Source organism: Faecalicatena contorta, assembly GCF_021531895.1.
Classification (GTDB): Bacteria; Bacillota; Clostridia; order Lachnospirales; family Lachnospiraceae; genus JAFBIX01.
The window spans coordinates 23,867-34,050 of record NZ_JAFBIX010000027.1; the positions used below are offsets into that span (position 1 = coordinate 23,867).

The window sequence follows — 10,184 nt, forward strand, 5'->3', positions numbered from 1 at the left end:
TCCGCCGGATATCTTTATCTGGAACAGAACCATCCAGAATAATAGAATTCCAGGTCTTTTCTTATTTTTATAATCAAGTCCTATGCATCAATATTCTCAACCGGAGGTATGGAAATTCCGATCATAATGATTCCAAATATCGTGTTTGCTATTAAGTGTCGGGTGGTAGTCTTACGAGGCGCTTGCTATTTATCTAATTACAGATGCGCTATCTCCTATAGAGTCAAGACTTTCAAATTCATTTTAAGGGTGCCATGAAATTAATATATTTTCGTTCTAAGATTTAACCATAAGGCAGGTCGTACTCCTGTATCAAAATCACCCACTTTCCTTCCGGATGGCTCTATCACTCCCTTAGAATCGACATATGATGCCCTCTCCCAGCTTTTTCCCGGAGTACGCAGCCACCAACGGGAATATTCCTGGTCGGCATCTTGCTTTTTATTCTTAATTGCATACTTTGTTGCAAGGCCTTTTGCTTCGCCGCAATTTGTTGAATAGTAACAAAATCCCTCGTCTTCTAAAAGACCGATCTCTATTCTCTCCGGGTCGCCTTTGCTGAAATACTTTATTGCCTGTTCGAGACTCAAAAGGAATATCTGATCTTTGGTATCAGATCCGCCAGATGTATGGAAATCCTTATTACCTTTATTTATCACATCTGCTTTTTTAATAAGCTTCTGCCGCTCTTTTTCTGTAAAGGCCGACTGAAGAAAATCATGATTCAGCCAATGGCGCAGACTGCAATCTACCCAGGTTGTTCTATTATCCGCTATATGATATGGCTCCTTCTTTATTACCTTTTCGCTCAAAAGCAGAAGGCTGTCTCCTTCACGGTCCAGCACGAACCAGTGCAGTGGCTGTACTTCCCCGTTTTCGCCTTGTGGATACGTTCCAAAGGGGATTGTATAACGATTATTTACCGATTGTGCGGTCAATTTATCATAAAAGTCTTTCGCCATACTGCAATCTCTGTCAATCCCAAGTCCTTCCGCATACATGCGTCCCAACAGATAAAGGGCACCTCTGCTTTCTCGCTCGGCCAAAAGACGAAGCGGAACCAACGCCTCTTTATAGTTTCCTTCAAAGAAATACTTCTCCTCCAGCTCCGTTAGCTGTTCTTCTTCCTCTATGCCATGCTTCATGAGTTCTATTATTGTTTTCGAAGATCCGGTAATCTCCGCTATTTTTTCCAGACTGTCCCTTTGACTGATTACGCTCTCGATCGTCCCTTTTCTTATATTCGCACTAGAATATCCCATATTTGAAGCTTTTTGATACCATTCCAAAGCCTCTTCGAAGTCTAAAGCGGCGCCTTCCCCCTGTTCGGCCATACGCCCCAGTTGATACATTGCCTCCGGGCTGCCTAAAGCAGCTGCAATCTGCAATTGCTCCCTTTTGGTCTTATAATCCTTTTCTTTATCTGCTTTATCAGCATTCTCCAGTACAGAGGATCGCACTCCATCTAAGCGTTTTGACGCCTGATATCCAGCTACCTTTTTGTCATATTCCTTTGCCCAGTAAAGAACCTGATCATAGTCTTTCTTTTTCAAAAAAAGCTCCATCAAATACCATTGCCCGTTAAAACCTTTTTCAATTGCCTCTTTTCCACAGGCTATGGCCTCATCCCACTGTCCTTTTTCCGCATAGGCGTCCATCAGATTCGAATACAAATTAATTCCCTGAGAAACAGCTTCCTTCCCACGTAAAAAATCATCTCCTCCGGGCATTGCAAGAATTGCCTGCTTTTCCGCCCTTTCCTTTTCTTCATCTTCGATTTCAAGAAAATCCAATATGTCCTTATCTTCTTTGGCATCTGATTTTACCTGACCGGCTGCATATAATTCTGTACCACTTGTCTGCGCAGCTCTGGATATATCGATAAGATGATCGATATCCGAGTCTGCCGAAATCCCACAGCTTATGATAGCAGAGGATCCTTTATGCCCAATTTTTGCTGACTTTTCAAAATACTCACTGGCAAAAGGGATATTGTATTTATCATGCTTCTTTTTATCCATCATAAGATAGCAAATACCGGCTTGATATAAAGCTTCTGCTTCTAATTCTCCCTTAACCTTACTAAAGTTAGATGCTGCCAGAGCATAAAAACCACCCTGCATATCTCCCTTGCCTTTTTCCATATACTGTTCCGGCGTTTTCTTTTTACCAAATAATCCCATTTTCCTATCCTCGCTATACAAATAATTATTGAAATAAATTAGAACTTCTCTACTTCCAGTTCATGTGTAAATGATGAAAACGTAGCGGTTGCATTTTTAAAATAAAACACCTCCGTATTTCCAGCATCTGCGGAATACATCTTCTGCAGTGATGGATACACGTCAAGCATAGACTGTCTTGCTTCTCTGCAGTCGTCCGGAAGATGCTTCATCTCTGTCTGTAACAACCATTAACGAAGATATATCTTTCTCAACTATTATATCATTTACACGATGCCGTTCCACGAAGTATGCAAATTTCGGACAGTTATGCAAACATCCAAGACACATAGTACACTCATCCTCTACCCAAACAGACTTATCCACAATAAATTCCTGACCTTCTTCAAACACTTTACATTTTCCCACATTTGGATCAGTACAATATTCCTGCATTAAATCAGGAAATGGTTATTTTCTAAGAACTGTTATTTTGCATTTATTTTTCCATTTCCCATGTATCTGTTTTTCAGATTTAACAAACATCGTTTTTTGAAGCATCCTTCCCTGAAAAACACTCTGTGTATTAATGTGCGTGGAACACTCGCCGGATCAATTCTATACTACCTCTTGGGAAATAACAGCTTTAATCCACTTCCTCCACATTACTACTCTACCCAATGCGGTCATTACGAAATAATAGATACACACTTATTTGGAATTGATCTTCCACAAAAGAAATGTCCACACTGTAATACTGATATCTTTGCAGATGGCTATAATCTGCCAATTGAAAGTGTTTGGGGCAATACCGGTAAAAAATTAATCTCCTTTGATTATAATGTAAATTCCGAATTTCTCCCATTTGCACGACGGGTTTTGCAGTCTGCTTATCCGGATAACGCAATTGTTCCATGGGGAATGTTCCAACTGGATTCTGGTTCCGGAGTTCCACATCCTGATGATCGAATTATTGGAATTGGATTAGCCGGGTATGCCATTTTACCATCTGGTAATACAATCCAGGATTATCCAGATTTGATTTCATATTTAGAAAATGGTGATGCATGTATCACCGGTGGGGGATGGGAATTAGAAGAACATATGCTAAAACCGGTTAGATTATTTTCATTAAAATATTTAGATGAGTTAATTCAATTCCAAAGAGCAACGGGTATCTATGCCAATGATCTTAATACAAAAGAATTGCGCGAGATTACTTGGAGTAATATTTATAACACTGCTATACCAAACAATAGCTTAAGAATGTTGTTTCATGAATTTAGGCCAAAAACATTTAAAGATATGGTTGCATTTGACTCTAGTTCTCATAATTCTCATTCATGGCATGGGGACGATTACAGCGGCATTAACATGAGTGAATATAGAAAAATGATCTCAACAGATACATTTAAAAAGTATCCATGTTTTACAAGAGAAGATTTTTTTGATTATATGGTTGAAATGGGAGTAGAGCGCACCTTAGCATTTGACGCGTCAGAAAGAATCCGAAAAGGACATGCCGGTTCCTGCGGAAAATATCAACAACAGTTCTTTAACTTATCCATACCTGATGAAATCAAGGATATTGCCAAAAATTACTTATATATTTTTCCACGTGCCCATTCTATCGAATACATATTAATCTATGCCAGACTTGCATATTATGCAAAAGCTGACAGTCGTGCTTTCAGTAGAATCGTTTTCAAAAAGAAAGAATAAAGGGAGCAGGGCCCTTTCATACAAGGGACAGTCTTCAGCCATAACCTATAACATATTCAGTAAGCGCTTAGTTTGGAAGAAAGGTTATCCGAGTTATAAGCAGTATTCCGGAACTAAACGCTTACATTCTTACAAAGCTCCATTTTAGTAATTGTCCAAGACTTCCTGTAGATATGCTTTGTATTCCTGTTTCACAATTTCCAGACCAGAGATCTTCATGCCGGATCTAATATCGGTAATCATAAATCATAATCAATCTTCTGATGTTTGTTCGAATACTAGATTTCGGATTTTGTAAAACATTGATATCATCTTCGAATAAACTCAACAAGACGTCTTGTCCTGCTCTTAACGGCAGCTTCCCACTCGTGACCTTTTTTACATCTCCATATCACTTTCTTATGAGAACCAATAGAAACCTCTATCGGTTTTATCTTATTCTTTTTCGACCACTGCTTTACCAATAGTGGCTCTAATGTCGCCAAATCGTTAATACCTGCAATCACTCTCGCACCGGAACATATCGGACATTTCTCTCCATTAGAACGAGCCTTAACGCTTGCCTGCCATACATGACCGCAAGCACCTCTCCACCATACTTTTTTATTTGAACCGAAAGTAATGTCATCAGGCGTAAGCGTTAAATTCTTTTCCGACCACTCCGAAACAAGCTCCGGGTGTACTTCTGCTAAACTGTTATTCATAGCCAAACCTCAACCTCCTTGTGCTTAGAGTATATGAAGTTTTGGCTTTATCTTGTAGTTTGCGAATATCCGTATAAATAGAAAAAGCCCTTTGAGAAAGGGATTTCTCCTCTCTCAAAGGGCAAGTTGGCAAACTGGAATTTGGTGTGTGCTTTATAAATTTTTTCCGATCCACTCAAGTTCGTTCATGGAATCCTTATTTTTTTCAAGTTCATCTCTGGCTGTTGCGTAATATGATTTTTTGAAAAGCATATCCCATGAAAGATATTTTGCCATACAGTCAAACTGCTTATCAATCAGCTCATACTGGATACTGCCTACGGGAGAACCACCTACAACAATTGTGCCAACTTTTTTGTTTTTTAACTGCAATCCACGGCAGTAGCACTTATCAATGATAAGTTTCAATTGTGCTGACATTCCCCACCAATAAACTGGTGTAGCAAAAAGAATCATATCTGCGGCAGCAATTTTATCAATTGTAGAATTTGTATCATCCTTATCGACGCATCCCTTAGAGCATTGACAGACACCACATCCCTTGCATGGTGCAATGTTGAGTTTGTCGGGTTCAATGATTTCAATTTTATTCTTTTCTGACGCTCCTTTTATAAATGCATTGATTGCTGCCAGCGTATTTCCTTTTCTGGCACTTCCATTAATGATTACAATTTTCATGCGTGTATCCTCCAACTTTCGATTTGTATTTCTGTTTGTTTTAAAAATGGGCAACTCCGATTGGAATTGCCCACTCATTGCACTAATTATGCGATTTTTTCTTGCTTGCACCGATTTCTGCATCAATTGATGTAAGTTTGATGTAAATCGCTGTTTTTTTAGTTTTTTATCAAATGAAGTACGTCCCGTCTATTTGGTGAAACGGTACATCTTTACATCATCTTAATAGAGCTTTGCACCTGCCGGAATGTGGTCATCAACCATCAGAAGATGAAGCTTTTCTTCGCCTTCTTCTTCATGAATAGCACTGAGGAGCATACCGCAAGAGTCAATGCCCATCATAGCTCTCGGTGGAAGATTTGTGATAGCAATCAGAGTCTTTCCAACCAGTTCTTCCGGCTCATAAAAGCTATGAATACCGCTTAAAATGGTTCTGTCTGTGCCTGTTCCGTCATCAAGAGTAAACTGTAACAGTTTCTTTGATTTCGGTACTGCAACACACTCTTTAACTTTTACTGCACGGAAATCTGACTTGCTGAATGTATCAAAATCAACTTCTTCCTCAAATAAAGGCTCTACCTTTACCTTAGAAAAATCAATCTTTTCAGACTCAGTTTTTACATTTTTTTCAGGTGCTTCAGAAGCTGTATTATTTACATCATTTTTCTTATTTACACCATCTAAGGACTTCATTGTCGGGAACAGCAATACATCTCTGATCGCTTCTGCCCCTGTCAGCAGCATACACATTCTATCGATTCCGAATCCGATTCCACCTGTCGGCGGCATACCGATTTCCAGTGCATTCAGGAAATCTTCGTCGGTGGTGTTGGCTTCATCGTTACCCTGAGCAAGCTGTTCTTCCTGATCTTTGAAACGTTCTCTCTGATCGATCGGGTCGTTTAACTCGGAGTAAGCATTTGCCATCTCCCATCCGTTCATGAAGAATTCGAAACGTTCTACATAATTCGGATCTTCCGGTTTCTTCTTGGTCAGCGGAGAGATCTCGATTGGGTGATCCATAACGAATGTCGGCTGAATCAGGTGTTCTTCTGCGAATTCTTCGAAGAAGAGGCTTAAGATATCGCCTTTTTTATGTCTTTCTTCGTATTCTACATGGTGCTCATCTGCAAGTGCTCTTGCCTGCTCCAATGTCTCTACTTCGTTCCAGTCAACGCCTGCATATTTCTTAACTGCATCAACCATGGTAATTCTTTCGAATGGCTGTCCGAGATCGATCTCGATGCCTTTATATACAATCTTGGTAGTGCCAAGAACTTCCTGTGCTACATGGCGGTACAGGTTCTCGGTCAGATCCATCATTCCGTTGTAATCCGTATATGCCTGATATAATTCCATCAGTGTGAATTCTGGGTTGTGTCTGGTATCCAGACCTTCGTTACGGAATACTCGTCCAATCTCGTAGACTCTCTCAAGTCCGCCGACAATCAGACGCTTCAGGTATAATTCAAGGGAAATACGCAGCTTGAAGTCTTCGTTCAATGCGTTAAAATGTGTCTCGAACGGTCTTGCAGCTGCTCCTCCGGCATTGCTTACCAGCATTGGAGTCTCTACTTCCAGGAATCCCTGTCCGTCCAGATATCTTCGGATGGAGCTTACGATCTTGGAACGTTTGATAAATGTATCGCGGACTTCCGGATTCATGATCAGGTCTACATATCTCTGGCGGTAACGGATATCTGTGTTGGTCAATCCATGGAACTTCTCCGGAAGAATCTGAAGACTCTTGGATAAAAGTTTTACAGCAGATGCGTGGATAGAGATCTCTCCGGTCTTGGTCTTGAAGACTTCTCCTTCCAGACCTACGATATCGCCGATATCCATCTTCTTGAAGTCTTTGTATTCTTCTTCTCCGATACTGTCTCTTGCTACATAAGACTGTATATTACCGCTCTGGTCAAGGATATTACAGAAAGAGGCCTTTCCCATAACACGTTTCTGCATGATACGTCCTGCCAGGGATACATGCTTTCCTTCCATTTCCTCGAAATTTTCCTTGATGTCCATTGCATGGTAGGTTACATCGTATTTGGTAATTACAAACGGATCCTTTCCATTTGCCTGAAGATCTGCCAGTTTTTCACGGCGAACCTTTCTTAATTGATTGATATCTGGTTCCTGTACTTTTTTCTGCTGATCAGCCACGTTTTCCTCTCCTTCCTTATTTTAAAATTCAGACTCCCCGGCATGAGGAGTCTGAAACGATCCATCTCAGTGAACTATAATGAACGGCTAATGTGTAATACTTCGTACTCCATTACACCTGCCTGAGTCTCAACTTCTACGGTATCTCCTACTTTACATCCGATCAGTGCCTGGCCTACCGGTGATTCATTGGAGATCTTTCCCTCCAGACTGTTTGCCTCTGTAGAACCTACCAGTTTGAATTCCATTTCCTCATCAAATGTCTTATCGAATACTTTTACAGTACATCCAACGTTAATTTTATCAAAGTCTACTTCATCTTCTACTACGACTTCAGCATTCTTAAGGATTCCTTCCAGTTCTTCGATTCGTGCTTCTATATCACGCTGCTCATCCTTTGCTGCATCGTACTCTGCATTCTCAGATAAGTCGCCCTGTTCTCTGGCCTCTTTGATCTTGCCGGCAACCTCTTTACGCTTTACGACTTTCAGATTCTCCAGTTCATCTTCCAGCGCTTTTAAACCAGCATAAGTAAGTAATCTTTTCTTTGCTTCCATTGTGTTTCATTTCCTTTCTTTCTTAATACTTTCGTCCCGGTAATTTATTGCTAAAAGTTGTTCTTGACTTTATCGTTCGCGTCTGACATCCATACTGTTCTTTTGTAAAATAAAGAGACTTTCACAATTCCATTATTATACATAAACGGCCCGTCAATGTCAACATATTTTATCGTAGGTTTATAAATGGATTCTGGCATTGATTAAGTATATGTTAAAGGATGTTTTTTTATTAGCAAATATCTATTTTATTCTTTCGTTTAAAAGCGATTCGAGCTCTGCGTAGGATTCTACTTTGTTGATATCATCCCGCAGTTTGGCAGAACCTTCCATCCCTTTGGTATACCAGGCAACGTGCTTTCGCATTTCCCGGATACCCAGGTATTCTCCCTTGAATTCGAGCTGAAGTCTTGCATGTCTTAACATGGTATCTTTGATCTGTTCTTTGGAAGGTCTTGGCGGAAGCTTCCCAGTTCTGTCATATTCCAGAAGTTCGTGAAAGATCCACGGATTGCCTTGGGAGCCTCTTCCGATCATCACGCCGTCACATCCGGTCCTTTCGCGCATCTCCAGTGCCTTTTCTCCGGAGGTCACGTCTCCATTTCCGATGACAGGAATCGAGACCGCTTCCTTGACCTGGCGGATGATCTCCCAGTCCGCCTTGCCGGAATAATATTGCTCTCTGGTTCTTCCGTGGACAGCCACTGCTGCCCCTCCGGCTTCCTCGATGATCTTCGCGATCTCCACCGCATTAATACAAGTGTCATCAAAACCCTTGCGAATCTTTACGGTGACCGGCTTCTGAATTGCCCTCGCCGTCTGATATACAATCTCATATACCAGTTTCGGGTTTTTCATAAGGGCCGAGCCCTCCCCATTCTTGACCACTTTCGGAACCGGGCAGCCCATGTTGATATCGAGGATCTGGAACGGAAGCTCCTCAATCCGCTTCGCCTGCTCGCTGATAATCTTCGGGTCAGAGCCGAATAACTGCAGCGACACCGGATACTCCTTGGGATGAATCGCAAGCAAAGCCTTCGTATTCTTATTCTTATACTGCAGTGCCTTGGCACTGATCATCTCCATACACAAAAGTCCCGCTCCCTGCTCCTTACAAAGCAGCCGGAACGGTAAGTCAGTCACCCCCGCCATCGGAGCAAGGATGTACGGATTGTCAATTTTTACGTTTCTAATGTTCATTTGGGTACACCACATTTTACAATTGGGGACGTAGTACTTTTCAATTTTACTACGTCCCCTTTTTACTCTTTTTTACTTTTTATTCTTCTCATATATGATTCTTAAGCCTTTTAATGTGAGCTGTGAATCGTAGATATCGATGATATCTGTCTCGGCTGCGATCATCTTGCCGAGGCCTCCGCTTGCGATGACTTTGGCATCGAGGTAGCCGGATTCTTCTTTGATCTTTCTGACGATGTATTCGGTCTGTCCGATCTGGCCGAAGACGATACCGGCCTGCATGCTGGATATGGTCTCTTTGGCGATGATGGAATCTGGTTTTTTGATTTCGATTGCCGGGAGCATGGCTGCCTGTCCGGTCAGTGCCTGGGCGGAGATGCGGATACCTGGCGCAATCACGGCGCCTTCGAAGGTTCCATTTGGTCCGACGATGTCGTAGGTTGTTGCGGTTCCGAAGTCGATGACGATGACAGGGCCGCCGTGCAGGGTATATGCTGCCACTGCATCGACGATGCGGTCTGCACCGATCTGTTTCGGGTTCTCGGTAACGATTCGGATACCGGTCTTGATGCCGGCGGACACAACCATTGGCTTGATGCCGAAGTATTTGATCATTGCACTTCCGAGGGAGTGCATGATATCCGGCACTACAGATGCCACAATAGCGGCATTGATCTCTGAACTTTTAATTCCCTGCCGTTCAATCAGTTCTTTTAATGTGATTCCGTATTCATCGGAAGTTCTTGGGAGCTTAGTCATCATCCGAAAGGTTCCCAGCAGATTTTCTCCATCGAATACTCCCAATGTAATGTTGGTATTCCCTACATCTATTACTAACAGCATGTTCTTTTTCCTCCTGCATCTATTAATAACTTCTCGGAATCTTCAGCCCTGATTTTATAAGGCTTTCCGACCCTTATCTCAAAAAATCACCCACTTTTTTGCAAAAAACGCTTGACAAATCGCTCAAAATTTGCGGCGAAGCCGATTGATTA

Annotated in this window: 10 protein-coding genes; 1 reads left to right on the forward strand and 9 read right to left on the reverse strand. The window is 41.7% G+C overall.

Annotation, left to right across the window (positions count from 1 at the left end; translation table 11 throughout):
- Window positions 1-260: 260 nt before the first annotated feature.
- The 3 genes from JQM81_RS11020 to JQM81_RS11030 are packed head-to-tail and all read right to left on the reverse strand — an operon-like array spanning window position 261 to window position 2,576.
- Complete coding sequence (locus JQM81_RS11020; RefSeq protein WP_235233678.1) at window positions 261-2,183, reverse strand: DUF6273 domain-containing protein; 1,923 nt, start codon at window positions 2,181-2,183, stop codon at window positions 261-263.
- 38 nt (window positions 2,184-2,221) lie between these two features.
- Window positions 2,222-2,353 (reverse strand): hypothetical protein, encoded by a 132-nt coding sequence (locus JQM81_RS11025; protein WP_331473136.1) that lies wholly within the window; start codon window positions 2,351-2,353, stop codon window positions 2,222-2,224.
- Window positions 2,346-2,576: a hypothetical protein gene (locus JQM81_RS11030; protein WP_235233689.1), complete on the reverse strand. Its 231-nt coding sequence runs from the start codon at window positions 2,574-2,576 to the stop codon at window positions 2,346-2,348. The genes JQM81_RS11025 and JQM81_RS11030 overlap by 8 nt, the downstream gene beginning before the upstream one ends.
- A 216-nt stretch (window positions 2,577-2,792) precedes the next feature.
- Between JQM81_RS11030 and JQM81_RS11035 the strand changes: the two genes are divergently transcribed.
- The gene (locus JQM81_RS11035; RefSeq protein ID WP_235233680.1) at window positions 2,793-3,884 is read left to right on the forward strand and encodes a hypothetical protein; all 1,092 of its coding nucleotides are present in this window, start codon (window positions 2,793-2,795) and stop codon (window positions 3,882-3,884) included.
- 308 nt (window positions 3,885-4,192) lie between these two features.
- Here JQM81_RS11035 and JQM81_RS11040 read toward each other — a convergent pair whose 3' ends face one another.
- The 6 genes from JQM81_RS11040 to JQM81_RS11065 all read right to left on the reverse strand — a co-directional run bounded on the left by JQM81_RS11040 (window position 4,193) and on the right by JQM81_RS11065 (window position 10,032).
- On the reverse strand, window positions 4,193-4,588 hold the full coding sequence (locus tag JQM81_RS11040; protein WP_235233688.1) for a zinc-ribbon domain-containing protein: 396 nt from the start codon (window positions 4,586-4,588) through the stop codon (window positions 4,193-4,195).
- A gap of 153 nt (window positions 4,589-4,741) precedes the next feature.
- Window positions 4,742-5,266, reverse strand: coding sequence for a flavodoxin family protein (locus JQM81_RS11045; protein WP_055176454.1), 525 nt, complete (start codon window positions 5,264-5,266; stop codon window positions 4,742-4,744).
- 222 nt (window positions 5,267-5,488) lie between these two features.
- Window positions 5,489-7,432, reverse strand: coding sequence for a lysine--tRNA ligase (lysS, locus tag JQM81_RS11050; protein WP_235233682.1), 1,944 nt, complete (start codon window positions 7,430-7,432; stop codon window positions 5,489-5,491).
- A gap of 74 nt (window positions 7,433-7,506) precedes the next feature.
- Window positions 7,507-7,989 carry a transcription elongation factor GreA gene (gene greA / locus JQM81_RS11055; RefSeq protein ID WP_235233683.1) on the reverse strand — a complete coding sequence of 161 codons (483 nt, stop codon included), beginning with the start codon at window positions 7,987-7,989 and terminating at the stop codon, window positions 7,507-7,509.
- A 243-nt stretch (window positions 7,990-8,232) separates the two neighbouring features.
- Window positions 8,233-9,189: a tRNA dihydrouridine synthase DusB gene (gene dusB / locus JQM81_RS11060; protein ID WP_235233684.1), complete on the reverse strand. Its 957-nt coding sequence runs from the start codon at window positions 9,187-9,189 to the stop codon at window positions 8,233-8,235.
- Window positions 9,190-9,261: 72 nt separating this feature from the next.
- Window positions 9,262-10,032, reverse strand: a complete 771-nt coding sequence (locus JQM81_RS11065; RefSeq protein WP_235233685.1) for a type III pantothenate kinase — start codon at window positions 10,030-10,032, stop codon at window positions 9,262-9,264.
- Between the last annotated feature and the right edge of the window lie 152 nt (window positions 10,033-10,184).

Bases quoted from the DNA above. Each gene is read 5' to 3' on its own strand.
- JQM81_RS11020 (WP_235233678.1), bottom strand. From the start codon at position 2,183: ATGGGATTATTTGGTAAAAAGAAAACGCCGGAACAGTATATGGAAAAA.
- JQM81_RS11025 (WP_331473136.1), bottom strand. From the start codon at position 2,353: ATGCTTGACGTGTATCCATCACTGCAGAAGATGTATTCCGCAGATGCT.
- JQM81_RS11040 (WP_235233688.1), bottom strand. From the start codon at position 4,588: ATGAATAACAGTTTAGCAGAAGTACACCCGGAGCTTGTTTCGGAGTGG.
- JQM81_RS11045 (WP_055176454.1), bottom strand. From the start codon at position 5,266: ATGAAAATTGTAATCATTAATGGAAGTGCCAGAAAAGGAAATACGCTG.
- greA (WP_235233683.1), bottom strand. From the start codon at position 7,989: ATGGAAGCAAAGAAAAGATTACTTACTTATGCTGGTTTAAAAGCGCTG.
- dusB (WP_235233684.1), bottom strand. From the start codon at position 9,189: ATGAACATTAGAAACGTAAAAATTGACAATCCGTACATCCTTGCTCCG.
- JQM81_RS11065 (WP_235233685.1), bottom strand. From the start codon at position 10,032: ATGCTGTTAGTAATAGATGTAGGGAATACCAACATTACATTGGGAGTA.